The sequence below is a fragment of the Rhizobium sp. LjRoot98 genome (genome assembly GCF_964252935.1).
GTDB lineage: Bacteria > Pseudomonadota > Alphaproteobacteria > Rhizobiales > Rhizobiaceae > Pararhizobium.
This window is the reverse complement of record NZ_CAXUPW020000003.1, coordinates 456835-480447: the sequence shown is the minus strand read 5'-3', so window position 1 is coordinate 480447 and position 23613 is coordinate 456835. Positions and strand designations below refer to the sequence as shown.

The 23613-nt window shown below is 59.7% G+C and carries 17 protein-coding genes; 10 read left to right on the top strand and 7 right to left on the bottom strand.

Annotated elements, in window-relative coordinates:
- The first annotated feature begins 21 nt into the window (after positions 1 to 21).
- Complete coding sequence (locus ACSQ3J_RS14130; protein ID WP_436039331.1) at positions 22 to 5733, top strand: translocation/assembly module TamB domain-containing protein; 5712 nt, start codon at positions 22 to 24, stop codon at positions 5731 to 5733.
- 35 nt (positions 5734 to 5768) lie between these two features.
- Here the strand turns inward: ACSQ3J_RS14130 and ACSQ3J_RS14125 are convergent, their stop codons facing one another.
- Positions 5769 to 6212, bottom strand: a complete 444-nt coding sequence (locus ACSQ3J_RS14125) for an Lrp/AsnC family transcriptional regulator (protein ID WP_060502796.1) — start codon at positions 6210 to 6212, stop codon at positions 5769 to 5771.
- A 138-nt stretch (positions 6213 to 6350) separates the two neighbouring features.
- On the opposite strand from ACSQ3J_RS14125, the gene rocF reads away from it, so the two are divergent.
- From rocF to ACSQ3J_RS14100, 5 genes are all read left to right on the top strand, one after another.
- Positions 6351 to 7286 carry an arginase gene (gene rocF / locus ACSQ3J_RS14120; protein ID WP_060502795.1) on the top strand — a complete coding sequence of 312 codons (936 nt, stop codon included), beginning with the start codon at positions 6351 to 6353 and terminating at the stop codon, positions 7284 to 7286.
- 28 nt (positions 7287 to 7314) lie between these two features.
- A complete protein-coding gene (gene rocD, locus ACSQ3J_RS14115; RefSeq protein ID WP_060502794.1) occupies positions 7315 to 8520 on the top strand; it encodes an ornithine--oxo-acid transaminase in 1206 nt (401 codons plus the stop codon).
- Between the two features lie 348 nt (positions 8521 to 8868).
- The gene (locus ACSQ3J_RS14110) at positions 8869 to 10659 is read left to right on the top strand and encodes a methyl-accepting chemotaxis protein (protein WP_060502793.1); all 1791 of its coding nucleotides are present in this window, start codon (positions 8869 to 8871) and stop codon (positions 10657 to 10659) included.
- Positions 10659 to 11138, top strand: coding sequence for a chemotaxis protein CheW (locus tag ACSQ3J_RS14105; RefSeq protein ID WP_037097448.1), 480 nt, complete (start codon positions 10659 to 10661; stop codon positions 11136 to 11138). The genes ACSQ3J_RS14110 and ACSQ3J_RS14105 overlap by 1 nt, the downstream gene beginning before the upstream one ends.
- 150 nt (positions 11139 to 11288) lie before the next feature.
- Positions 11289 to 11705: a hypothetical protein gene (locus ACSQ3J_RS14100; protein ID WP_060502792.1), complete on the top strand. Its 417-nt coding sequence runs from the start codon at positions 11289 to 11291 to the stop codon at positions 11703 to 11705.
- 65 nt (positions 11706 to 11770) lie between these two features.
- Here the strand turns inward: ACSQ3J_RS14100 and ACSQ3J_RS14095 are convergent, their stop codons facing one another.
- A complete protein-coding gene (locus ACSQ3J_RS14095; RefSeq protein ID WP_060502791.1) occupies positions 11771 to 13150 on the bottom strand; it encodes a virulence factor family protein in 1380 nt (459 codons plus the stop codon).
- Positions 13147 to 15747 (bottom strand): bifunctional lysylphosphatidylglycerol flippase/synthetase MprF, encoded by a 2601-nt coding sequence (gene mprF / locus ACSQ3J_RS14090; protein ID WP_060502790.1) that lies wholly within the window; start codon positions 15745 to 15747, stop codon positions 13147 to 13149. Before mprF ends, ACSQ3J_RS14095 begins: the two co-directional genes overlap by 4 nt.
- A 221-nt stretch (positions 15748 to 15968) precedes the next feature.
- Here mprF and ACSQ3J_RS14085 point away from each other — a divergent pair, with 221 nt between their 5' ends.
- From ACSQ3J_RS14085 to ACSQ3J_RS14070, 4 genes are all read left to right on the top strand, one after another.
- On the top strand, positions 15969 to 16775 hold the full coding sequence (locus tag ACSQ3J_RS14085) for a potassium channel family protein (RefSeq protein ID WP_060502881.1): 807 nt from the start codon (positions 15969 to 15971) through the stop codon (positions 16773 to 16775).
- Between the two features lie 107 nt (positions 16776 to 16882).
- Positions 16883 to 17281 carry a hypothetical protein gene (locus ACSQ3J_RS14080; protein WP_060502789.1) on the top strand — a complete coding sequence of 133 codons (399 nt, stop codon included), beginning with the start codon at positions 16883 to 16885 and terminating at the stop codon, positions 17279 to 17281.
- A gap of 299 nt (positions 17282 to 17580) precedes the next feature.
- Positions 17581 to 18453, top strand: coding sequence for a DUF6030 family protein (locus ACSQ3J_RS14075; protein ID WP_060502788.1), 873 nt, complete (start codon positions 17581 to 17583; stop codon positions 18451 to 18453).
- A 221-nt stretch (positions 18454 to 18674) separates the two neighbouring features.
- A complete protein-coding gene (locus ACSQ3J_RS14070) occupies positions 18675 to 19565 on the top strand; it encodes a sugar transferase (protein WP_244481958.1) in 891 nt (296 codons plus the stop codon).
- Positions 19566 to 19693: 128 nt separating this feature from the next.
- Here ACSQ3J_RS14070 and ACSQ3J_RS14065 read toward each other — a convergent pair whose 3' ends face one another.
- The 4 genes from ACSQ3J_RS14065 to ACSQ3J_RS14050 form a co-directional block, all read right to left on the bottom strand.
- Positions 19694 to 21412, bottom strand: coding sequence for an ABC transporter substrate-binding protein (locus ACSQ3J_RS14065; protein WP_060502786.1), 1719 nt, complete (start codon positions 21410 to 21412; stop codon positions 19694 to 19696).
- 71 nt (positions 21413 to 21483) lie between these two features.
- A complete protein-coding gene (locus ACSQ3J_RS14060; protein WP_060502785.1) occupies positions 21484 to 21903 on the bottom strand; it encodes a DUF2160 domain-containing protein in 420 nt (139 codons plus the stop codon).
- Complete coding sequence (locus ACSQ3J_RS14055; RefSeq protein ID WP_060502784.1) at positions 21903 to 22727, bottom strand: carbohydrate ABC transporter permease; 825 nt, start codon at positions 22725 to 22727, stop codon at positions 21903 to 21905. The genes ACSQ3J_RS14060 and ACSQ3J_RS14055 overlap by 1 nt, the downstream gene beginning before the upstream one ends.
- Positions 22728 to 22745: 18 nt before the next feature.
- Complete coding sequence (locus ACSQ3J_RS14050) at positions 22746 to 23612, bottom strand: carbohydrate ABC transporter permease (RefSeq protein ID WP_060502783.1); 867 nt, start codon at positions 23610 to 23612, stop codon at positions 22746 to 22748.
- Between the last annotated feature and the right edge of the window lies 1 nt (position 23613).

The following is a 23613-nucleotide window of genomic DNA, read 5'->3' as shown; positions in this document are numbered from 1 at the left end:
GACTTGCGCTATGGATGAATCATGAATCGTTTGCCCCGTTTTCTGAAGATCGCGCTGCGTTGGCTGGCTTATGGCACAGGCTTTGCCCTGTTCGCCCTCGTGCTCCTGGTGCTTTTCGCAGGCTTTACCGCGCCCGGTGCGCGCTTTGTCGCCGCGATGATCGAGAAATATGCCTCGACGCCGGACCAGATCGTTCGCATCAACGACCCGAGTGCACTGCTCACCGGTGATTTCAAGGCTTCGAGTGTAACGCTGTTCGACAGCAAGGGCGTCTATGCGGAAATCCGCGAGGTCGCCATCGACTGGTCCCCCACCGCCCTTTTCTCCAAACGCTTCGATGCCGCAAAACTGTCGGCCGGATCCGTTCGCCTCGAACGACTGCCGATCCCTTCGCAGGAAACCAAGGAAGTCCGCAAGACCTTTGCCCTGCCGCTCGAGGTCAAGATCGACGCGTTCGATTTTGAGGAAATCATCATCGGCAAGGAGATTGCCGGCGCCGATCAGTTCCTCAATGCGCAGGGTAAGCTGAACGCCACCAATGCCAGCATTGCCGCTGCCCTTGCCATTGCACAACGCGACCGTCCGGACGCCAAGGCGATCGCCGATATCATCTTCAATCCGGCAAACGACGAACTGAAGCTGGAAACCACCATCGAGGAACCGAAGGGCGGGCTGCTTGCCAAAGCCATGCACCTGCCCGGCGAACCGGCGGTCAGCATTTCGGTCACCGGCAACGGTCCACTGACGAAATGGACTGGCACGGCAACCGCAGCCCTTGATGGCAATCAGGTGCTGAAAGTGGACGGTGAGCACACGCTTGCGCCGGATGGCTTTCGCACCATGGCGCTCAAGGGTGGCGGCACGTTCCGCGACCTCCTGCCTGCTGTCTTCCGGCCGCTTTTCGAAGGCACCACCGACATCGACCTTTCTGCGGCGCTCGACGGCACGACCATGCGCATCCAGCGCGGTAAATTTACGACCGCGGCTTTCGCGTTTGCTGCCTCTGGAACCTATAGCACGCTGGGCCAGAACGACCTGCAGGCAAGCCTCACCGGCACCAATGGCCCGATCGACTTCCGGCTACCGCTGGCAAAGGGCGAGGCGCAGCTATCAATCAACAATGCCAGCGTTTCGCTGATCGGCGAGGCCCAGGCAGCCGTGCTCGACATCGGTGCCGATATTGGCAAGGCAACGCTGCCACAGGGCGAGATCGAGGCAATCAGCCTGCACGCCTTTAGCGATGGTTTCAACCTCTCGACGAAGACAGGCCCCCTGAAGACGACGATCGAAACCGGTGCAACCCGCTTCATCAGCGCCGATATCGACCGCCTCGTCAAGGGACCGGTGAAGATCGACGGCACACTATCGGTGACCCCTGAAACCGTCTCTTTCGATCCGCTGACTCTCGAAAGTGCCAGCATTGGCGGTACGCTGACCGGTTCCTATACCATTGCCGAGAACACGCTCGCTACTGGGTTCAAGCTCTTTGCCCTACCGGCTGTCCTGCCCCCTGCCCTCGCGGAAAAATTCGACACGACCATTGCTATCACCGGCAATCTTGGTACTGGCTCCAACGGCAGCCTCACCGTCAACGATCTCGCCCTCAAGTCCGGAACGATCGAGGCGGCCGGATCGGCAGCGCTCGAAACCGGAAACCTGACAGCAGCGGTCAGCGGCGCCGTTCCCGAAATCGGCAAATTCCTCGCAAACGCCAAAGGCGCCGCCAACTTCAAGGCAGATGCCAGTGGTCCGCTCGACGCTCTTGCCATCAAGGCTGAAGTAACGGCAAACGGCGCAACGCTTGCCGGACGCACGCTCAATGATCTCGCCGTCAACGCCGACGCCACCGTCGGTCAGAACGGCCCGAATGCGACGGTAACCGCCACCGGCTCGCTGGACGGGCAGAAAATCGACGCCAAGGCCGAGATCGCCTCCGCCAAGGGTGCGACCAGCCTTCCTTCGATCGAGGCAACGATCGGCCAGAACACACTAACCGGCGCGCTCGACCTGAGGGAAGATTTCCAGCCGAACGGTTCGCTCACGTTCAATCTTCCCGATCTCGGGCTGCTCGCCGCCATGGCTGGGCAGACCGCGTCCGGCGATCTTGCCGGAACAGCCAGCATCACGTCTGAAAATGGCGTGACGTCGGTTGTCGTCAAGGCCAATGGTTCCGGCATAACCCGCGGCGACCTGGTGATCAGCAAGCCCGCCGCCGATATCACGATTGCCGATCTGAAGGCACTCGCGATCAAGGGTGCAGTGACGGTGGAAGAGGTCAAACAGGGCGACACCCGCCTTGCCGGCCTCAAACTCGGCTTCGAACAACAGGGACCGAAAACCAATTTCGCGCTCGACGGCACCTATGACGACGCACCGCTGACGGCACGCGGCGACCTGCAGAGTGCTGGCGGCCAAACGACGATCAATCTCCAGTCGTTCGCCGCCGCACCGAAGAAAATCCCGCTGCAACTCGCAGCGCCGACGACGATTACGATCGAAAACGGCGCGGTCAATCTGCAACAACTGGCAATCGCTGTATCCGGCGGCACCGTCACTCTGAACGGTAGCGCCGGCGAGAAGCTTGATGTGACCGCGACGCTGGCGGGGATCGATACCCGGCTGCCGCTCGAAAATGGCGAAGCGCACGTCGTGCTCGACACCGGAACCGCGTCCATCACCGGTGGCATGCAGTCAGCCATCATCAACGTCCAGGCAAGCGTCGGTCAACTGGCCCTGCCGCAGGGCCGTATCGACGCAATCAAGCTGACGGCCCAGAGCGATGCCTTCAACCTATCGACCCAGACCGGCCTGATCAAAACCCGTATCGAAACCGGCGATACACAACTGACAAGCGCCGACCTCGACAGGCTGGTCAAGGGACCGGTGAAGGTTGAGACCATCCTGGACGTATCGCCGGAACGGATCGGTTTTGATCCCGTCACCATTGACAGCAATAACCTCGGCGGCACGATCAACGGCGCATTCGAGATTGCCGCAAAGGCTTTGAACGCAGGATTCAATCTGTCCGTGCTTCCGGCTGGCCTACCAACGTCCCTTTCCGCCAAGTTCGATACGCCGGTCACGTTATCCGGCATGGTGACCACCGGCGCCGACGGTGCGGTTGATATCAGCAGGCTCGCCGTCGGTTCCGGAACGATTCAGGCCGCAGGCTCCCTCGGTCTCAAGGACGGAGCCCTGACGGCTGCCCTCACCGGCACACTGCCCGATCTCGGCAAGGTGCTGGCGGATGCCAGTGGGATCGCCGACTTCAAGGTCGATGCCACCGGCCCGCTCGACAATCTCGGCATCAAGGCCGAAGTCACCTCCAGCGGTGCAACGTTGGCAGGCCGCACACTCAGTGACCTCCAACTGACCGCAGACGCGACAGCCAATCCGAAAAACCCGCAGGCCAAGATCAAGGCCACCGGTGCTCTTGGCGGCCAGGCCATCAACGTCAATGCCGACCTGATATCCGAAGAGGGACGCACCAGCCTTCCGGTTCTTCAGGTTCAGGTCGGCGACAACCGATTGAACGGCAAGATCCAGTTCACCACCGATTTCCTGCCGCAGGGCAATGTCGACTTCGCCTTCCCCGATGTCGGCTTGCTGGCTGCAATGGCGGGTGAAAAGGCGTCGGGCGACATTGCCGGATCAGCTTCGATCAACAGCACCGGCGGCAAGACCTCGATTGCACTGAAGGCGAGCGGCTCGGGTATCAAGCGCGGCGATCTCGTCATCACCAAGCCGGTTGCTGATATCACCATCGCCGACCTCAAAGCCTTGGCGGTCAAGGGCAATCTCTCCGTCGACGCCTTCGCGCAGGGTGAGAACCGCGTCAACGGCCTGAAGCTCGACTTCGCCCAGCAGGCCGGAAAGACCGATGTGACACTTGATGGCCAGTACGACGGAGCACCGCTCAGCCTGCGCGCCGGTATCGAAACGGCAAATGGCAAGACGACCGTCAACCTCGCCTCCTTCACTGCTACACCACGCAGGATCCCGGTAAAGCTGTCGGCACCAACGACGATCACCATCGAAAACGGAAAGGTCAGTCTGCAGAAGCTGACGATCGGCGCTTCAGGCGGCACAATCGCCGTCACTGGCTCGGCGGGTGAAAAACTCGACCTTAATGTCAATCTCAACGCCTTGCCGGCCAGCCTCGCCAATACATTCGTGCCGTCGCTCGGCGCGGACGGCGCCATCAGCGGCAAGGTCGATGTCACCGGCACCGCGGCTGCACCCGTCGTGGCCTATGATATGCGCTGGGCAAACGCCGCAGTCGCGCAGGCCAAGTCCGCTGGCGTCGGTGCGCTCGATCTCGCGGCGAAGGGGCAATTTGCCAACAATGTCGTGACGCTCGACACAACGCTCAACGGGGCAGGCGGCCTTGCGTTCAAAGGCAATGGCAAGGTTGGCATTACCGGCAACAAGCCGATCGACGTCAAAGCGTCCGGCAACCTGCCGTTCGCTCTCGCAGCCAATCTTCTGGCCGAGCAGGGATTCACCCTGACTGGTGCCGCCAATGTCGATCTTTCCATCACCGGCGCCGCAACAGCGCCCCAGGTGACCGGCACGATCTCCACGTCGGGCGCGCGCTTCGTTGATGTCCGCCGTAATCTGGCTATCACCGACCTCACGGCCCATGTTGCGCTTGATGGCAAGCAGGCGAATATCCAGAAGCTTTCCGGCAAGCTCGCCAGCGGCGGCACGCTGGATGTCACCGGCACGGTTGGCATCGCGCCCGGTTCCGGATTCCCGGCCGACATCGCCATCCGCCTTGCCAATGCGACCTATGTCGATGGCAGCCTGTTCACAGCCAGCATCGACGGCGCGATGACCCTCAAGGGCTCTCTGACCGCAACACCCGTTCTGGGCGGCAAGGTCACCATCCACAAGGCGTCGATCACCATTCCGGAAAAGCTGCCGGCGTCGCTGTCCGAGATCAACATCAAGCACAAGAACGCCCCGGCCAAGGTCAGGCAGATGCAGGCGGATGTCAGCAAAGACACGGGCAGCGGCGGCAGCACCAAGAGCGGCGGCATTGCCTTTGATCTGACTGTCAGCGCGCCCAGCAAACTGTTCGTCCGTGGCCGCGGTATCGATGCCGAGCTTGGTGGTGACCTGACCATTCGCGGAACAGCGGTCGAACCCGCCGTTTCCGGCGGTTTCGAAATGCGCCGTGGGCGGCTGGAAATCCTCGGCAAGCGCCTCGACTTCGCCGATGGCACAATCACTTTTGGCGGCAACCTCGTTCCCACCCTTGACCTCGACGCAACCTCCAGCGCCGGGGCAACGACGATCACTGTCAACGTCGCAGGCCCTGCCAACAACCCGGCCATCACGTTCTCATCGTCACCTGCTTTGCCACAGGACGAAATCCTGGCGCAGCTGATCTTCAACCGGTCGCTGTCCAACCTGTCGGCCCTGCAGATCGCCCAGTTGGCCAGCGCCGTCAGCGAACTGGCCGGCGGCGGCTCAAATTCGCTCTTGAGCGGCCTGCGCAACAAGCTGGGTGTCGATGATCTCGACGTTTCGACGGATGCGACCGGCGGCGCGACGGTGACGGCCGGAAAGTATCTCAACGACCGGACCTATCTGGAACTGCAATCCGGCTCGGAGGCAGGCGGCGGCAAAGCGATCATCAATCTCGATGTCGGCCGCGGCGTCAAGCTGCGCGGCGAAGCCGGCGCCAGCGGCGCAGGTGGCGGGATTTTCTATGAGAAGGAATATTGAGCGAAGCTGCTTCGGCTCGCTCAATACCGTCTGGTTTAAACCGCCGCCGAAATCTTGCTGGTCTTCAAAAGGATGTTCGTCTCGGTGAGGTTGATGCCGTCAATCAGCCGGATCAGCCGCAGCGTTTCGTCGAAGGTGCCGAGATCCTTGTCCTCCAATTCGGCAATGAAATCCCAGCGGCCATTGGTCGAATGAAGGGCGCGCACCTGCGGCATGCCGCGCAGCTGCGTGGCGACGCGATCCGCCATCTTGCCGTGAATTTCGATCATGACGATGGCACGCACGCCGCTGCCGGAAAGCTCCGCTCCCGTGCGGATCGTGAAGGCGGCAATCGTTCCGGATGCGACCAGCCGGTCGATGCGGGCGGCAACGGTCGCACGCGACGCGCCGGTGGTGACGGCGAGAGCTGAGACGGGCGTGCGGGCATTGTGGCGCAGCGCGCTGATCAGGGAATGGTCAAGATCGTCGAGACTTATCATTTTGCCTATCCGCACTTCTCATAGTGTCAATTATTGCAATCTATTTGCCAGTTTTCCATCTATTTGCCAACGAACAAACCCGTATAATCCGCGCACAAACCGGGCAAACCGGCATCACGCGAACTTGCGGGGAAGACCATGGCTGAATCCAAGAAGAACATCGTACTCATCGGCGCACCGCTCGAAGAAGGCTCCGGCCGCCGTGGCGCTGCAATGGGTCCTGCGGCCCTGCGCATTGCAGGTCTCGACACAATGCTGGCCGGCCTTGGCCACAGCGTCACCGACGACGGTGACCTGAAGCCGCTGCCTGCACGCGACCTGCCGAACCACCCGAAAGCCAACAATTTGCAGATCGTCGCGGCGATCACCCGCGCGCTCGACGAATCGGTGCATCAGTCAGCCCGCGCCGGCAATTTCCCGGTCATCCTCGGTGGCGACCACGCCCTGTCGATGGGCTCGGTCTCCGGCATGGCGCGCTATGCCCAGGAACAGAACCGCCCGCTCTTCGTGCTCTGGCTCGATGCCCATGCCGATTTCAATTCGCCTGCGACTTCCCCTTCAGGCAATATGCACGGCATGCCGGTGGCCTTTTTCTGTGGCCAGGCCGAGTTCGCCCCGATCCTCGACAAGGACCGCCCGATGGTCGATCCGAAAAACGTTTTCCAGGTTGGCATCCGCTCCGTCGATGACCGCGAACGCGAGGAAATCGCCGAACATGGCGTCAATGTCTATGACATGCGTGCCATCGACGAGACCGGCATGGCCCATATCATGCACGAGATCATCGCCAAGATTAAAGCCGCCAACGGCCTGTTGCATGTCAGCCTCGACGTCGATTTCCTCGATCCGGAACTGGCGCCCGGCGTCGGCACCACGGTTCCCGGCGGCGCGACCTTCCGCGAAGCGCATCTGATCATGGAAATGCTTTGCGACAGCGGCCTCGTCTCATCGCTCGATCTTGTCGAGCTCAACCCCTTCCTCGACGACCGCGGCAAGAGCGCCCGCATTCTCGTCGAGTTGACCGCAAGCCTGTTTGGCCGCCGCATTCTCGACCGGCCGACACGCAGCGCCTGAGCCAATAACAAAAGCCACTGGAGGACCCATGAATACGACAAACGCACTGATCGAAACCGAATACCGGCTGGGCGCGCATAACTACAAGCCGATTGATGTCGTGCTTTCGCGCGGTGAAGGTGTCTATGTCTGGGACCTTGACGGCAATCGTTACCTCGATTGCCTGTCGGCCTATTCCGCTGTCAACCAGGGCCATTGCCACCCCAAAATCCTGGCGGCGATGATGGAGCAGGCGCAAAAGCTGACGCTCACCTCGCGCGCCTTCCGCAACGACCAACTGGCGCATTTCTACGAGGAACTGGCAACGCTCACCGGCAGCCACAAGATCCTGCCGATGAACTCAGGCGCCGAAGCCGTCGAAACCGCCGTCAAGGCGGTGCGCAAATGGGGCTACGAGGTCAAGGGCGTCGCGGAAAACAAGGCCGAGATCATCGTCTGCTCCAACAACTTCCATGGCCGCACCATGGGCATAGTCGGTTTCTCGACCGATCCGGACGCCCGCTCCGGCTTCGGCCCGTTCGCGCCGGGCTTCAAGACCGTTCCGTTCGGCGATATCGAAGCGTTTCGCGCCGCGATCAACGAGAACACCGTCGCCTTCCTGATCGAACCAATCCAGGGCGAAGCCGGCGTCATGATCCCGCCGCAGGGCTATTTCCCGGGAGTCCGTGCGCTGTGCTCCAAGCATGGCATCACGCTGATCCTCGACGAGATACAGACTGGCCTCGGCCGCACCGGCAAGCTGCTCGCCGAAGAGCATGAAGGCATCGAAGCCGACGTGACCCTGATCGGCAAGGCACTGTCCGGCGGCTTCTATCCGGTCTCGGCCGTTCTTTCGAATTCCGAAGTGCTCGGCGTCCTGCAGCCCGGCCAGCATGGCTCGACCTTCGGTGGCAATCCGCTGGCCTGCGCCATCGCCCGCGCGTCGTTGAAGGCCCTGACCGAAGAAGACATGATCGGTAACTCGGCCCGCATGGGCGAGCGTTTCCAGGCTGGTCTCAAGGACATCCGTTCGAACATCATCAAGGACGTTCGCGGCCGGGGCCTGATGCTGGCCGTCGAACTGGTTCCCGAAGCCGGCGGCGCCCGCAAATATTGCGAAGCGCTGAAGGAGCGCGGCATCCTTGCCAAGGACACCCATGGCGACACGATCCGCATCGCTCCGCCGCTGGTGATCACGGCTGATCAGGTCGATTGGGCCGTCGAGCAGTTCGCCGGCGTTTTGACGGCGCAGTAAGCGGCAAGCATGGGTTTCTGCAACCCCATAATGTACCTATAATACGAACCAATACCCGGCGTTGCGCCGGGTATTGTCATTTGTCATATTTATGCCGGCAGGCGTTCGAAACTCGGCAAATCTTAAATATCTATTGAAGTTTTAGCCCCTAGATATTGCCGTCGCGACCGGTCTGAACCGGGGCATGAAGCTTTCGCGAAAAGCCGGTCATCCGGCATGACCTGACGACGCCGTGCAAAGCGCCGGTATCGTTTGCCAGCCGTCCACATTCCTACTCAGAAAAACCGCCCGATCGCGCGGCACTCAGCCGCGCGCGTTGCAAACCCGCGTGCACAAGGACCGATAGTCATGACCCGTTTTTCGTCACCGTTCCGCAGCGACGCCAAGGCAATCCTGTCTGCGATGCAACGATCTCAGGCAATTATTGAATTCGACCTGCAGGGAAACATCCTGACGGCCAATGAAAACTTCTGCAAAACTGTAGGATACGATCTGGCGGAAATCGTCGGCCAGCACCACCGCATGTTTGTAGATCCGGCCGACGCAGCAAGCAGGGACTATCGTGACTTCTGGGCGCGGCTTGCCCGCGGCGAGTTCGATCGCCGCCAGTACAAGCGGATCGGCAAGGGTGGCAGGGAAATCTGGATCGAAGCATCGTACAATCCCATTTTCCGGGGCTCGAAACCCTATAAAGTGGTCAAGTTTGCCACTGACATAACGGCCGTGAAACTGAGAAGTGCAGAAGATGCCGGCAAGATCGCTGCGATCTCCCGCGCCCAGGCCGTTATCGAGTTCACGCCGGACGGCGACATTCTGACCGCCAACGGGAACTTTCTGTCGACGCTCGGTTATCAACTTGGCGATATTCAAGGCAAGCACCACAGCATGTTCTGCGAGCCCGCCTACGGCAGCAGCGAAGAATACCGGGACTTCTGGGCCAGGCTGCGCAATGGTCAGTTCATCGCCGATGAATTCAAGCGGATCGGCAATGGCGGCAGAGAGGTCTGGATCCAGGCCAGCTACAATCCGATCTTCGATTTGAATGGGTCGGTGAAGAAGGTGGTAAAGTTCGCAACCGACATTACCGGTCGCGTCAATAACAGCCGGGAGCTGGCGGCAGCAATGCGGGAATTGGCCAATGGTAATCTCGATCAGCATCTGGACAGGCCATTCATCCCGGCACTGGAAGCGCTCCGCCTCAGCTTCAACGGTACCATCGACAAGCTGAAAGAGACGATGCGTGCCGTCGGCGCCAATGCGCAAGCAATCGCAGCCGGCTCAGGCGAAATCAGCAGTGCGGCTCAGGACCTTTCAAAGCGTACCGAGCAACAGGCCGCGTCGGTTGAAGAGACAGCGGCAGCACTGGAGCAGATCACCACGACCGTGGCCGATAGCAGCCGCCGCGCCGCGGAAGCAGGCACACTGGTTGCCCAGACCAAGCTCGACGCCGAACGTTCCAGCGAAGTGGTGAGAAACGCCGTCCACGCGATGGGCGAGATCGAGAACTCGTCGCGCGAGATTTCCAGCATCATCGGCGTCATCGACCAGATCGCCTTCCAGACCAACCTGCTTGCCCTCAACGCAGGCGTCGAAGCGGCGCGGGCGGGCGATGCCGGCAAAGGGTTTGCCGTGGTAGCCCAGGAAGTGCGCGAACTCGCCCAGCGTTCGGCAACAGCGGCAAAGGAGATCAAGAGCCTGATCACCACATCCAGCGATCAGGTCAAGGACGGCGTCTCTCTCGTTGGCCAGGCCGGCAAGGCGCTGGAGGAAATCCTGAGCCAGGTGGACCAGATCAACACCAATGTGTCCGCTATTGTAGAAGGTGCAAAAGAACAGGCGACAGGTTTGAAAGAAATTAACCAGGCTGTGAATACAATGGACCAAGGTACACAGCAGAATGCAGCAATGGTCGAGCAATCCACGGCTGCCAGCCACGCCTTGGAAAAGCAAGCAGACGGTCTTTTCAGTCTTCTCAGCCAGTTCAAGGTCGGTGAGGCATCGCAGGGTCGCTTGGCGGCAGCGCGGCAGGACGCAAAACCGGTCGCTTCCCCGGCCCGGGTCATGGCCAGCCGGGTAGCGAAGGCCTTTAGTTCAAACATGGCAGTTGCCGCCAATCGGGATAGCTGGGAAGAATTTTGATGAACAACACGATCTCTACAGGTACCTTCGGTCACGAAACGCTCGAGATCATCGCTTTCCGTCTGCACGATCAGGAGTTCTGCGTGAAGACTACGACGATCCGCGAAATCCGTGGCTGGGCACCTTCGACACCGATTCCGCATTCGCCTGCCGACGTTCTCGGCGTGATGAACCTGCGCGGCACCGTCATCCCGATCATTGACCTTGCCCACAAGCTCGGCATGAAGAGCACGGTTGCCAACGAACGCAGCGCCATCGTGGTTGCCGAAGTGCACAATATGGTCATCGGCCTCGTCGTTGACCGCGTCTCCGATATCCTGACGGTGCGTGGCGACCAGGTTCAGCCGGTTCCGGAAATCACCACATCCTTCGACAAGAGCTATGCAGAAGGCATCATCGCCAACGAAACCGGCATGATCTGCTTCCTCAACCTCGCCCGCATGTTCAAGGAACGCGAAATGGAAGACGTCGCAGCCTGATCGCTGCCCATGCTTACCTCATAGAAGAGCGGCTCCGGCCGCTCTTTTTTGTGTCCAGACTGCATCGCATCCGTTGCGGCAGACCCCGCCAGCGGAACAAAACTTCGCCCGTACGGTTATCAGCGTAACGCAACCACGGAGACGACAGTCATGGAAGTAATCGGCACGCAAGTCCACCCGCAGTCTTCGGCAGGGCTGATGACGGTGGAGTTCGTCGGTGAAGGCGGTGATGTGATTTCGGTTCAGATGCACCATACCGAATCTGATGGCTTGAACCGGCTGAACGCGATCGCAAGGGCCAAGGCGATGATGTTGCAGGTGGCGGCGTTCGAACAGCCCGAAAATGGTGAAGCAGCTGATGGTTCCGGTTCCGGCAATGATACCTCCGGCGAATCTCCGGCCGTTATGTCATTGCGAAGTGCGCGGGCCGCAGGCGATACCGGAACGCTGGAAGAACAGCTCGATGAAGGGCTGGAATCGTCTTTTCCTGCCAGCGATCCGGTTTCCGTGACCACCAGCACGATTCCAAGCGGCCGTGCTGATACTGAAGAAGCCAAGAAGCAGTAGTGTATCGAGTAGACAGGATCGTTCGCGCGGCCGATCCTGTCATTTCAAGCCATGCTATGGGCAGGCTAAGGATTGGCTACAGCCGCCAGCCTGCGATCAAATCCGTCCAAAATCCGCTTGACCAGCGCCGGATAATCCTCGTCGAAATGATGGCCACCATCGATGGCAATGACTTCGACACCCGTATCCTTCAGCGTCGGGCAGACATCGTCGTCCTCATCTGTCCCGTAGATGCACTGCACGAGAGCCGGTTTCATCTTGGTGATATCGTCGGCCGGGTCGCCGGCGCCGTCCGCCGCCGCGGCACCCAACCAGCCGAGAACGGAAATCTTGTAATCCACCTGATGCGACACGGCGAGCAGCGACACCTGCGCCACGCGATCCCGGTCTGCTTGCGGCAGCAAATTGTAGGTCCGGGGCAGGATATCGGCACCGAAGGAATATCCAATCAGCAGGATATGCTTGACGTTCCAGCGCTTGCCGTAAAACGCGATGATGCGGTGCAGGTCATCGGCGGTCTCCTGCGGCTGACGCTCCGACCAGAAGTAGCGCAGAGAATCGATGCCGACCACCGGCATGCCCTGTTGCTGGAGAACATCGCCGACTTCCTTGTCTATATCGCGCCAGCCGCCATCGCCCGAATAGACGATTGCCATCGTGTCGCGTGTCGGCTTGGTTTCAAGCACGGTCAGGGGCAGTCCCAGCGGATTGTCCTCGCCTGCGGAGGCGGTCACGAGCGCCGACAGCGCATCGTAAAAAGCCGTCCACATGTCGTCATCCGTTTCAGTGATCTCGATGTCGCTATGCTTGGCAGTCAACTCGGTGACATGGGCGCGGCCGTCTGCGGGCGCATCCGGCGTGAACAGCACGGTGACCGGATCGGGCAGCGGCCCATCGGTCAAACCGTAGACCATCCGGTCGCCCACCTTTTTCTTGTCGGCAGGCGTGCAGAGCTGTTTGCTCAGTGTGATGCCGGCCTCGGGATTGATGGCCAGCGTTTGCCCAATTGTCGCCGCCGGCGTCTGCGCCGCAATGGCAAGAGCCAGCGCGCCACCCGCCCCGGCACCGGCAATGATCGGCAGCCGATAATCGTTGTTTTTCGCCGCCCGCTGAACTTGCTGGCTCAGCGCTTCGATGTCGGACACCATGTAGATGCAGTCGCCCTCGTCCTTCGCCAGCGATGCAAGATAGCTTGGAAGATCGATACCGATGACCAAGGCTCCGCCATCGGTCAGGCTTTTGGCGAGCGTATCCTCCTTGTCAGACCATCCGGCCTTATCGGAAATAAGCACAACCGCGGCCGCCACATCGCCGGTGGGCAAGAGGATATGTGGCGACGGGATCATGCCCGTATCAAAAGCAGCCGGATCCTCCGAACGCGCCGGAAATGCTGCAAAAAACAGGCTGGCGGCAAAAGCGGCCTGATAGAATCTCTTCAAGATCATTTTTTCACAATTCCCTTCACGCCGCCGCCAATCAGGAATGTTGCATCCATCAGTGCCAGAACGGGATTGATACCACCACCCGCCGCCATATACCGAGGCTGCCAGTGCGGATGGAATTTCGACTTGAAGGCCTTCAGGCCCTTGAAGTTATAGAAGCGTTCGCCGTGTTCGAAAACCGTGCGACCCACCTTGTCCCAAACGGGCGAGGAACGGCGGCCGGAAAGACCGGCCAGAGGCGCCATGCCAAGGTTGAACCGCTTGAATCCCTTGTCACGCAGATATTCCATCAATGACACAAAGAGAAAGTCCATCGACCCTTTCGGTGCCTCCGGCAGGAAGCGCATGAGGTCGATAGTCCCTTCCTCGCAGGCATCCGTCACGAGGATATTGGCGAACGCAACGATTTTTCCGTTCAACCGCAAAATCCCAACCGGTTGGGCGGTAATGTAATCCGTATTGAATGCCCCCAACGAAAAGCCCTTTTCCCTGGCACGATGATGCGCCAGCCAGGCATCGGACACGGCTACGAGATCGCCCATGATCGCCGGGACATCCTCGGGTTCGACAACGGCGAATTCCAGCCCGTCGCGCTGCGCCCGGCTGACCGTCTGGCGCAGGGTGGCCCACTTGCCGCCCTTCAGTTCGAACGTCGTGAGGTCCGCCGTGGCCAGTTCGCCGAGACGGAAGGCCCGCAAGCCGGCATCCGCATAGTAGGAGAGCCCCGCAGGCGAGACCTGATAGAAAACCGGCCGGCAGCCGCAGGAACGGGCCTCCTCAATGAACTGCCAGATCAGATCCGGCCATGCATCACGCGGACCGACCGGATCGAACAGGGCAATCCAGGAACGAGCCTGACGGCCATACATGATGAACGCACGCCCGTCGGAGGAAAACATCAGGCTCTTATCGCCCATCCGCACGAGATTGGCGTCCGACATATCCTGCGCGTTGGCAATGGCGATCGCTTTTTCGATGTCGGCGGCAGAAGACGCTTCCCTTGGGCCTTTGGCGGGCCGCAGCAGGCTCCACAACGCAGCAGCGCCAGAGAAGATCGTCAGACCGAGCACGGCGCGAAGGCCGCGCGGCGCTTCCTCCGACAGTTCGAACTGCCACCAGAGCGTATTGCTGTATTCCACGTCACGATAAACGAACAACAGGACGATCACCGCAAAGGCACAGAGCGCCAGCATTGCCGTCAGCCATGGCAACGTCAACCGCTCGTTCGACAGGTTTGCTGGCCGGTCGAACAGCCGGTGCGTGGCAAGCAGGCTGACGATGAAGAAGGCGAGAAGGCTCGCCTCGATCAGAGCCACCGCCTTGAGGAGAGAAAACAACAGCGCGATAACGGCAACGACAAGCGCCGCCCACCAGGCGCTATCCAACCGTCTTGCCAAGCCGCGCGCGACAATGACGAGAACCAGACCCAGCAGGCTTGCGAGAAAATGCGTGCCTTCGATGATCGGTAATGGCACGTAATCGGCAAGAAAAGCCAGATTGTCGTCCGGCGTCGGCGTGACACTGGAAAATACCAGCATGGCGGCCAAGATAAGTGCAAGCGTCGCCAAGAGAAGCGGTGTCAACCGACCGGCCACGCGGCGCAGGCTGGAACCGACAGGCTTGCGGTAGAGGCTGCGCAGTTCGGCACCAATGACAAAGATGACTGCCAGAAGCAGCGGCAGGACGTGGTAGATCAGCCGATAAAGGACGAGCGCGCCCAGGACTGTGTCGACATCCACCGCCTGGCCCAGCGCCGCGACGATGACGGTTTCAAAGACACCAAGACCGGCCGGGACATGGCTGAGAACGCCAAGTCCGACAGCCACCGCATAAATCGCCAGAAACGCCGGCCAGCCGATCACCCCTTCAGGCAGCAGCACGTAGAGGACGGAAGCCGAGGCGGCCAGATCCAGAACGGTCACAAGGAACTGACGCGATGCCGTGCGTGAATCCGGAACCCGCAGCGAAAAACGCCCCAACTGCAACGCCCGGCCATCGCGGCCCGCCACCATCAAAGTCAGCAGGACGGTCAGGATCAACACAGCGATCGCACGCAGCGCCGGTGAACTCATTCCCACGAGTGGCGCCACTTCCGGCGCGATCATCAACAGGCTGAGAGCCGCGACACTTGCAAGCCCGAGCCCGAAGGCAAGGGTGACAAAGGCGATAACGCCGCCGATTTCTTCCGGCCTCAGCCCGAGGCGGGAATAGGCGCGATAGCGGATGGCGCCGCCACTCAACGGGCCGAAACCTGCGGTATTGCCGACCGCATAGGCCGCAAAAGCCGTCAATGCCACATCGGCATAGGGCAGTCGCCGCTTGAGATAGATCAGCGCCCCGACATCGTAGAAGGTCAGTGCAAAGAAGCTCAAGGCGGTAAAGCCGATGGCCAGTGCAATGGACGTGCCGCTGGTATTATCGAGCGCGGCCATCACGTCTTCATACCGAACTTCACTCGTCAGATGGAAGATCGCATAGCCCGCAAGGGCAAGGATGAGGATCGTGGCAATCGCAGTCAGCAGCCGGCCCTGAAGCCACACCCGCTGAACCATGACTTGAGTGCCACCGGGCTCATCGTTTCTATCGGCTGGATTGGACATGGAGCACCTGGTGGGGCATTTCAAACTCTAACGTCATCGACGATATACATCCTGCCACAGCTAAATAAAGTGAACTTAATGTAATCTTCGATCAACTGAATCCGGGCGTTTGCTTGGTAAGGCGCCCGGCATGAAATTCGACTGAAATGACGGTCAGGCAATGCCAGCGCCTGACAACAGGCAGCATTGACCGCTTCCACACACCAGCCTATCTCAATCTCATGACAGAGCACACCAAGAGCGACGAGCCCGGAGAGCCGATGTTAAACGGCGTACGCGCACGTTTACGTATGCTCTATCTCGGGACCAGCGCCATGGCGATCCGGTTTCAGATAACCATGGCGATCATCGATCTCGCCATCATCATCTTCTTCCTCGTTGGCCCGTATTTCGCCGCGGGGCACACCTACCTCATCATCGACTATGCAATTGCCGCCTTGATCGCCTTCGAGCTTGGCGCCCGGGCGCTGATCGCCTCAAACCTCCGGCGCTGGCTGACACGGCCGATGACGTGGGTCGATATCGCCATCCTGGCAACGCTGCTCTTCCCGGCGCAATTCTCCAACTTCGCGTTCCTGCGCGCCTTCCGCATCTGGTCGCTGGGCCAGAGCAAGGTATTCACGCTGTTGATCAAGCGGGCGGGCTATGGAGAATGGGAAGAGGTCATTCGCGCCTGCATCAATTTCGTGACCTTCCTGTTCCTCGTCACCGGCTTCGTCTACACCGCGTTCTTCTATCACCAGGCGGCCGGCGTCGAAGGGTTCGTCGATGCGCTCTATTTCACCGTCGCCACCATCACGACGACGGGCTTTGGCGATATCACCCTGCCCGGCACGCTGGGCAAGCTGACGTCGATCGTCACGATGATTTTCGGCATCTCGCTGTTCGTACGGCTGGCACAGGCGATCGTGCGCCCGCACAAGGTCGTCTTCCCCTGTCCCCAATGCGGTTTGCAGAGACACGATGCCGACGCGGTACACTGCAAGGCTTGCGGCCAAATACTGAACATTCCGGACGAAGGAAGTTGAACCTTCTGGCCACGATGACGGCCCTGGAAGCGACCAAATTTGGGCTTCGCGCCCAACCATAGTGGGTGCTAATATTCCCCTAAGGACAAGACTTGGGGGGAAGACATATGCCGCGCGTCGCAAAGCTCTATTTCCGCACTGCCATCATTTTCCTGATTATCGGAATTGCAATGGGCCTGAACATGGCCATCTCGCAGGATCACAGCGCCATCGGCGCGCACGCCCATGCCAATCTGCTCGGCTGGGTGACCATGGCGATCTTTGGCGGATACCACGCGCTGAACCCTGCCAAGGCGGGACGGCGGATCGCCATGATCCAGTACGTGGTCTACACGGCGGGCGTCGCCCTGATGGTGCCGGCGCTCTATCTGATGCTGACCGGAAATCCGGCGCTCGAGCCTGTTGTCGCAATCGCCTCGCTGATCACATTTGCGGGCGTCTTGCTGTTCGCAGTCATCATCTATAGCGGGGATACAGTACACCGCCCGGCAATTGCCACACAGTAAGACTATCTTCAAGTTTCGCCCGCGGCGGGATCTCTGAACTGTTGGCTTAGTTCGCGACCCGCACCGTATTGCCGTATCGGCGATGCCGAATACATGACGGTCGCCGCGCCTTGCCTATTTCTTTCAACCAACTCCCCGCCCCGGCGTAACAGAACGGGTTCTTTCATTTTATACCTTGATATGTCTGTTTTTTCTCGACAATACCTATCGCGAGGGTGAGACGAGAAACGCCAGATGGCCAAGGCATGTGGATCCATGATGTCTGAGATCGGCGAAAACTGCGCAGGTCAGGTTTCGGCATGAATGTGCAGCGGAAAAACCGGTCCGGAAAGATATTCTTCCTCGCCGCTGTCGGGTTGGTCTTCGCCGGCATCCTGGCGACGGTTCTGCTTGCCAACAACCACCGCAATCTTGATCTGCTACTGACCTATCTCGGCTACCCCAATCTGATTCCCAATGCCGCGCCGCAGCAGGTGAAGATAACCCAGACCAGAAGCTTACGCTTACCGCCGGCACGCATGGTCCTGCCTGTCTATGCTTTCGCCGACTTCAAGGCCCCGCAACAAAACTTCATCCGGCTGATCCAGAGTGACCCGAGGACCCTGTGCGAACAACTGAGGGACGGCGGTTTCGGCCAATTGGACTGGACCGTCAGCAGCGCTCACAAGGACAATTGGGAATGCTCGTCCTCGGTCGATCTTCCCGCTCCGGATGCCGATAAACCGGAACAGTCCTCGATCTTTATCGTCATCAAGGGCGATGGGGAAAACCGTGTCACCTCCTTTCGCGTCAAGCTGAACATCGAAAATAAAGCCGATACGGCCAAGGTCGCCGAACTTGCCGGGGACGCGGCGAACATCTTCCTGCGCCAGGTCCGTTGGGGAAATCCGGAAGAGATCATCGGCAAGATCCATGCCCTAGAACCCTTTGACATCCGCAAATTCGGTAGCCGCATCCAGTTCAAAAGAGAATTCGGCGAAACACCACGCTACAATTTCCTTGCCAATCAGATCAGTGTGCAACGCAAGAACATGCCGGGAGATCTGTTCTTCGACCGGAGCAAGTGGTTTCCGCTGACCGGAAGCGATGGGCTGCCGATGATTGACGGCATGATGGCCGGGGAAGGCGCTGGCGGAATCCCCCTCACGGACCCAGGCAATCCTGCCCCCTAAGCCAAATCGTCCGCGCACACGATGCGATTGCGGCGCGTTGCAACCGGCTGTCCCCTTACCTGTTTCGATCCGGAGCCGGCCGCTCCGGCCCACCACAATTAACCACAGGAACGGATTGGATTCGCAAGGCCCTACCGAAATCGGTAGTATTTAATAAATCGTTAAAATCGCATATTCCACATATGCGGCGAAGTAACGAAAAGACATCTAACGAAGATCTCGTGCGCTCGCATTATCAAGGTCAATATTCAGGATATTCTGCCGCAGTCTCATCCAGCCATTCCAGCTCCATTGGCAATGCATCTCCTGGTAAAGATCAACACAAAGTAGGTATTCCGGTCGAATTCCGGGGAAGATGTAAAGTCATGACGGAAAAAACGCTGCCGCAACGACGACCTCTCATCCGGGCAACGGAAAGCCGCCCTGTCTGGACAGCGTCCGCTGAACGCCCAGACAAGCAATCGCCGGCATGCGATGACCAAGTTCACCTCGAATCGGTTCGCGTAGCAGACCTGCCCGTTCAGTTTGCGATCAAGCGCACAATCGATGCCGCCTGCGCATTTTCCGGGCTGCTCGTTCTTGCGCCCGTCATGCTTGCCATTGGCGCCCTCATCAAGCTGGACAGCAAGGGGCCTGTTTTCTCCCGGCGACTGCACCTAGGGCTGAACGGAGCTCCCTTCGAGCTGTTGACGTTCCGCTGTACGGCTACGGGCTTTCGCAATGCCGGTCAGCCAGCCACCGATGGTCAACACTTCACGCCGTTTGGACGTTTCTTGAACAAAGCCAATCTTGAAGGGTTACCGCGATTGTGGAACGTTCTCACCGGCGACATGTCGCTGGTCGGCCCTCGCCCACATGTTCCGGACTTGCTTGCGGCAGGCCACAACTACAATGACCTTGTGCAGGGCTACGAATACCGAAACCTGATGCGCCCGGGCCTTACCGGTCTTGCGCAGACCCGCGGCCCTCACGCCGCTGCCGGGCACCGCTGGATGGCGGTCCGACAAATTGTCTCCGATGTCGATTACATCACCCAGTTCTCGCTGCTCCTCGACATGAAGATCATGATGCGCACCGCAATCAACGCCATGAAGCGCTGGACGCGCCGTTAGGAGACTGGCAAGCGCAACAGCCCAAACGCGAAAATGAAAACCGCCCGAAGATTCTCTCTTCGGGCGGTTTTCATTTCAACGGAGGCTGAAGACTGGCGCCGGGACGGACCCGGCGCCAGTCTGTCGTCTTACTGCCAGCTCTTGACCAGTTCGTCGTAGTTGATGGTCTGCGGCTTTTCTTTTTCGTTTTCGATCTTCAGCTGCGGCGCAAGGTTACCCTTCGAGACGGCGTCCTTGTTCCAGTATTCGAGATCGTGTTCTTCGGCGAGCTTCGGACCGATATCGCCCTGAACGCCGGAACGCTCCAGGCGCTGCAGAACCTTTTCCTGCTCAGCGCACAGCGAATCCATGGCTTCCTGGGCGGTCTTGGCGCCGGAGGAAGCGTCACCGATTGCCTGCCACCACAGCTGGGCCAGCTTCGGATAGTCCGGGATGTTCGTACCGGTCGGCGACCACTGAACGCGAGCCGGCGAACGGTAGAACTCGATCAAACCACCGAGCTTCGGCGCACGATCCGTGAAGCTCTTGTCCTGGATGGACGATTCACGGGTCAGCGTCAGGCCGACATGGCTCTTCTTGAGGTCAACCGTCTTGGAGGTGACGAACTGCGCATAGAGCCATGCTGCCTTGGCGCGGTCTTCCGGGGTGGACTTCATCAGCGTCCAGGAACCCACGTCCTGATAACCGAGCTTCATGCCGTCCTTCCAGTAAACGCCATGCGGGCTCGGAGCGAAGCGCCACTTCGGCGTGCCGTCAGCATTGACGACCGGCAGGCCTTCCTTGACGAAATCGGCCGTGAAGGCCGTGTAGGTGAAGATCTGCTGGGCGACTTCACCCTGGGCCGGAACCGGACCAGCTTCGCCGAAGGTCATGCCCTGGGCGGATGCCGGTGCATAAGCCTTCAACCAGTCGAGGTACTTCTGGATCGAATAGACGGAAGCTGGGCCGTTGGTGTCACCACCGCGAGCGACGCAGGAGCCGACTGGCTGGGATTTCTCGTTGACCTTGATACCCCATTCGTCGACAGGCAGACCGTTCGGCAGGCCCTTGTCGCCGTTGCCGGCCATGGAGAGCCAGGCGTCGGTGAAGCGCCAGCCGAGCGACGGGTCCTTTTTGCCGTAGTCCATGTGACCATAGACCTTTTTGCCGTCGATTTCGCGGCCGGTAAAGAACTCGGCGATGTCTTCATAAGCGGACCAGTTGACCGGAACGCCGAGGTCATAGCCGTACTTCGCCTTGAAATCCGCCTTGTTCTTCTCGTCGTTGAACCAGTCATAGCGGAACCAGTAGAGGTTCGCGAACTGCTGGTCAGGCAGCTGGTAGAGGTCGCCATCCGGCGCGGTCGTGAACTTGGTGCCGATGAAGTCGGCGAGGTCGAGACCAGGGTTAGTGACGTCCTTGCCTTCGTTGGCCATCCACTTGGTCAGCGAGCGGGCCTGCTGGTAGCGCCAATGGGTGCCGATCAGATCCGAGTCGTTGACATAGGCATCATAGATGTTTTCGCCCGTCTGCATCTGGGTCTGCAGCTTTTCGACCACGTCGCCTTCGCCGATCAGGTCATGCGTGACCTTGATGCCGGTGATTGCGGTGAAGGCTGCGGCCAGAGTCTTGGATTCGTATTCGTGGGTCGTCAGGGTTTCGGAAGCAACCTTGATGTCCATGCCGGCAAATGGCTTTGCCGCATCGATGAACCATTGCATTTCCTTTTCCTGATCGGCGCGGGAAAGCGTCGAAAGATCGCCGATTTCCTTGTCCAGGAACTGCTTGGCTTCGTCCATGCCCGCAAATGCGGTTCCGGTCAGTGCCAAGAGTATCGCTGCTGTAGATGTTAGTAAGTGCCGTCGCATAATGTCCTCCCTTAAAGGTTTGCGATTGCATTCCGCCCGGCTCCATCCGGACGGCATTTCCAGTCCTTGCCTCACACCAGCTTGAAGACCCCGAAAGCGTAGACAAGCGAGAGGGCAAGAGCCCACCACTGGCCGGTACCGACGAGGCCCAGCCAAGCGAGATTGATGAAGGCGCTGCCGAGCAGCGAGATAAACAGGCGGTCGCCGCGCGTCGTCTCGAAGCGCAGGATGCCGACACGCGGATTGCCGCCGGGACGGGCATATTCCCATACGGCCATCAGCGCGAGCAGCAGGAAGATCGTCAGGAAGAACATGGCCGTCGGGAAAGTCCATGCCATCCAGCCGCCACGGATCAGCGGGGCGAACCAGTCACGCGCGCCGTCCTTGATCGGCAACGCGGAGATGAGCAACCCTGCCAGGGCGGCGTAGACGACGAGAACGGCGGCCAGTGCCAGCGGCCAGCGATTGGTGCGTTGGGACACGGTGGCCATTAGACCCTCCCCAGGGCAAAGCCCTTGGCAATGTAGTTTCTGACGAAATAGATGACGATGGCGCCGGGAATGATGGTAAGCACGCCCGCAGCAGCAAGAACGCCCCAGTCCATGCCGGATGCAGACACCGTGCGCGTCATGATCGCAGCGATCGGCTTGGCGTCGGTTGTCGTCAACGTGCGGGCGATCAGCAGTTCCACCCACGAGAACATGAAGTTGAAGAACGCAGCGACGCCGATGCCCGATGCGATCAGGGGGATGAAGATCCGCACGAAGAATCGCGGGAACGAATAACCGTCGATATAGGCGGTCTCGTCGATTTCCTTCGGCACACCCGACATGAAGCCTTCAAGGATCCAGACGGCCAGCGGCACGTTGAACAGGCAGTGCGCCAGGGCAACGGCGATATGCGTATCGATCAGGCCGAAGGCGGAATAGAGCTGGAAGAACGGCAGCGCGAAAACGGCCGGCGGCGCCATGCGGTTGGTCAGGAGCCAGAAGAACAGGTGCTTGTCGCCGAGGAACCGGTAGCGCGAGAAGGCGTAAGCCGCCGGCAGCGCGACAGAAACCGAAATCACGGTGTTCATCACCACGTAGATGATCGAGTTGATATAACCCTTGTACCAGGACGGATCTGTGAAGATCACCGCATAGTTCCGGAGCGTCGGCGCATGCGGGTAAAGCGAGAACGTGCCGGTAATTTCGGTATTCGTCTTGAAGCTCATGTTGACGAGCCAATAGATCGGCAAGAGCAGAAAGAGGATGTAGATCGTAGGCACGAGCCAGGAGAGGCTGCGGCCGGAAGATTGTGTCGCTGTGGTCATTGTTCTTTCTCCCTTCCGTCAGCTCTGCGCATCGCTATTGGTCATCACGGTGTAGAAGATCCATGAGAGCAGCAGGATGATCAGGAAGTAGATGAGCGAAAGTGCTGCTGCCGGGCCGAGGTCGAACTGGCCGATGGCCGTCTTGACGAGATCGATCGACAGGAATGTGGTGGCATTTCCGGGGCCGCCGCCGGTAACGACGAAGGGCTCGGTGTAGATCATGAAACTATCCATGAAGCGCAGCAGGAAGGCGATCAGAAGTACGCGCTTCATCTTCGGCAGCTGGATGTAACGGAACACGGCCCAGCGCGAGGCGCCGTCGATCTTGGCTGCCTGATAATAGGCGTCCGGGATCGATACCAGGCCGGCATAGCACAAGAGCACGACAAGGCTCGTCCAGTGCCATATGTCCATGACGATCAGCGTCACCCAGGCATCGAAGACATTGTTGACGTAGTTGTAGGGAATGCCGATCGCATCGAGCGTATAACCGAGCAGGCCGATATCGACGCGGCCGAACACCTGCCAGATGGTGCCGACGACGTTCCACGGAATGAGCAGCGGCAGCGACATCAAAACGAGGCAGACAGGAACGCCAAGTCCCGTCTTCGGCATGTTGAGCGCGATCAGGATGCCAAGCGGAATCTCGATCGCCAGGATGATACCTGAGAAAATCAGGTTGCGGGTCAGCGCATCCCAGAAGCGGTCGGACTGCAGCACCTGGATGAACCAGTCGGTGCCTGCCCAGAAGAATTCATTATTGCCGAAGGTGTCCTGAACCGAATAGTTCACCACCGTCATCAGCGGGATAACCGCCGAGAAAGCGACCAGCACCAGCACCGGCAGAACCATGAACCAGGCCTTGTTGTTCCAGGTCTTCTCCATG

Excerpts from the sequence above, each read along its gene's own strand:
- ACSQ3J_RS14130 (WP_436039331.1), top strand. The coding sequence starts at position 22 with ATGAATCGTTTGCCCCGTTTTCTGAAGATCGCGCTGCGTTGGCTGGCT.
- ACSQ3J_RS14125 (WP_060502796.1), bottom strand. The coding sequence starts at position 6,212 with ATGATAAGTCTCGACGATCTTGACCATTCCCTGATCAGCGCGCTGCGC.
- rocF (WP_060502795.1), top strand. The coding sequence starts at position 6,351 with ATGGCTGAATCCAAGAAGAACATCGTACTCATCGGCGCACCGCTCGAA.
- rocD (WP_060502794.1), top strand. The coding sequence starts at position 7,315 with ATGAATACGACAAACGCACTGATCGAAACCGAATACCGGCTGGGCGCG.
- ACSQ3J_RS14110 (WP_060502793.1), top strand. The coding sequence starts at position 8,869 with ATGACCCGTTTTTCGTCACCGTTCCGCAGCGACGCCAAGGCAATCCTG.
- ACSQ3J_RS14105 (WP_037097448.1), top strand. The coding sequence starts at position 10,659 with ATGAACAACACGATCTCTACAGGTACCTTCGGTCACGAAACGCTCGAG.
- ACSQ3J_RS14100 (WP_060502792.1), top strand. The coding sequence starts at position 11,289 with ATGGAAGTAATCGGCACGCAAGTCCACCCGCAGTCTTCGGCAGGGCTG.
- ACSQ3J_RS14095 (WP_060502791.1), bottom strand. The coding sequence starts at position 13,150 with ATGATCTTGAAGAGATTCTATCAGGCCGCTTTTGCCGCCAGCCTGTTT.
- mprF (WP_060502790.1), bottom strand. The coding sequence starts at position 15,747 with ATGTCCAATCCAGCCGATAGAAACGATGAGCCCGGTGGCACTCAAGTC.
- ACSQ3J_RS14085 (WP_060502881.1), top strand. The coding sequence starts at position 15,969 with ATGACAGAGCACACCAAGAGCGACGAGCCCGGAGAGCCGATGTTAAAC.
- ACSQ3J_RS14080 (WP_060502789.1), top strand. The coding sequence starts at position 16,883 with ATGCCGCGCGTCGCAAAGCTCTATTTCCGCACTGCCATCATTTTCCTG.
- ACSQ3J_RS14075 (WP_060502788.1), top strand. The coding sequence starts at position 17,581 with ATGAATGTGCAGCGGAAAAACCGGTCCGGAAAGATATTCTTCCTCGCC.
- ACSQ3J_RS14065 (WP_060502786.1), bottom strand. The coding sequence starts at position 21,412 with ATGCGACGGCACTTACTAACATCTACAGCAGCGATACTCTTGGCACTG.
- ACSQ3J_RS14060 (WP_060502785.1), bottom strand. The coding sequence starts at position 21,903 with ATGGCCACCGTGTCCCAACGCACCAATCGCTGGCCGCTGGCACTGGCC.
- ACSQ3J_RS14055 (WP_060502784.1), bottom strand. The coding sequence starts at position 22,727 with ATGACCACAGCGACACAATCTTCCGGCCGCAGCCTCTCCTGGCTCGTG.
- ACSQ3J_RS14050 (WP_060502783.1), bottom strand. The coding sequence starts at position 23,612 with ATGGAGAAGACCTGGAACAACAAGGCCTGGTTCATGGTTCTGCCGGTG.